This is a genomic window from Lactiplantibacillus daowaiensis (assembly GCF_005405085.1).
Classification (GTDB): domain Bacteria; phylum Bacillota; class Bacilli; order Lactobacillales; family Lactobacillaceae; genus Lactiplantibacillus; species Lactiplantibacillus daowaiensis.
In genome coordinates this window covers 1-1,708 of record NZ_BJDJ01000039.1, presented here as the reverse complement: position 1 = coordinate 1,708, position 1,708 = coordinate 1, and the positions used below count along the sequence as shown (strand labels likewise).

Below are 1,708 nucleotides of genomic sequence, written 5' to 3'. Positions count from 1 at the left end.
ACCTCTCAAAACTAAACAAAGTTTCAACGATGTGTGTAGGTTTCCGTAATATTCCTTAGAAAGGAGGTGATCCAGCCGCAGGTTCTCCTACGGCTACCTTGTTACGACTTCACCCTAATCATCTGTCCCACCTTAGGCGGCTGGTTCCCGAAGGTTACCCCACCGACTTTGGGTGTTACAAACTCTCATGGTGTGACGGGCGGTGTGTACAAGGCCCGGGAACGTATTCACCGCGGCATGCTGATCCGCGATTACTAGCGATTCCGACTTCATGTAGGCGAGTTGCAGCCTACAATCCGAACTGAGAATGGCTTTAAGAGATTAGCTTACTCTCGCGAGTTCGCAACTCGTTGTACCATCCATTGTAGCACGTGTGTAGCCCAGGTCATAAGGGGCATGATGATTTGACGTCATCCCCACCTTCCTCCGGTTTGTCACCGGCAGTCTCACCAGAGTGCCCAACTTAATGCTGGCAACTGATAATAAGGGTTGCGCTCGTTGCGGGACTTAACCCAACATCTCACGACACGAGCTGACGACAACCATGCACCACCTGTATCCATGTCCCCGAAGGGAACGTCTAATCTCTTAGATTTGCATAGTATGTCAAGACCTGGTAAGGTTCTTCGCGTAGCTTCGAATTAAACCACATGCTCCACCGCTTGTGCGGGCCCCCGTCAATTCCTTTGAGTTTCAGCCTTGCGGCCGTACTCCCCAGGCGGAATGCTTAATGCGTTAGCTGCAGCACTGAAGGGCGGAAACCCTCCAACACTTAGCATTCATCGTTTACGGTATGGACTACCAGGGTATCTAATCCTGTTTGCTACCCATACTTTCGAGCCTCAGCGTCAGTTACAGACCAGACAGCCGCCTTCGCCACTGGTGTTCTTCCATATATCTACGCATTTCACCGCTACACATGGAGTTCCACTGTCCTCTTCTGCACTCAAGTCTCCCAGTTTCCGATGCACTTCTCCGGTTAAGCCGAAGGCTTTCACATCAGACTTAAAAGACCGCCTGCGCTCGCTTTACGCCCAATAAATCCGGACAACGCTTGCCACCTACGTATTACCGCGGCTGCTGGCACGTAGTTAGCCGTGGCTTTCTGGTTAGATACCGTCAATACCTGAACAGTTACTCTCAGATATGTTCTTCTCTAACAACAGAGTTTTACGAGCCGAAACCCTTCTTCACTCACGCGGCGTTGCTCCATCAGACTTTCGTCCATTGTGGAAGATTCCCTACTGCTGCCTCCCGTAGGAGTTTGGGCCGTGTCTCAGTCCCAATGTGGCCGATTACCCTCTCAGGTCGGCTACGTATCATTGCCATGGTGAGCCGTTACCTCACCATCTAGCTAATACGCCGCAGGACCATCCAGAAGTGATAGCAGAGCCATCTTTCAAGCTCGGACCATGCGGTCCAAGTTGTTATGCGGTATTAGCATCTGTTTCCAGGTGTTATCCCCCGCTTCTGGGCAGGTTTCCTACGTGTTACTCACCAGTTCGCCACTCACTCAAATGTAAATCATGATGCAAGCACCAATCAATACCAGAGTTCGTTCGACTTGCATGTATTAGGCACGCCGCCAGCGTTCGTCCTGAGCCAGGATCAAACTCTCAAATTAATGATGAGTTCTAAAAAGCTCATTTAAAGTTGTTCAAAAATTTATTTGCTAGCGAATTGACTTCGCAAATGTTTGCTACTAATT

1 rRNA gene is annotated in these 1,708 nt (G+C 49.9%); it reads right to left on the bottom strand.

Annotated elements, in window-relative coordinates:
- Positions 1–59: 59 nt before the first annotated feature.
- Positions 60–1,624 (bottom strand): 16S ribosomal RNA (locus FFM75_RS13815).
- Positions 1,625–1,708 lie beyond the last annotated feature (84 nt).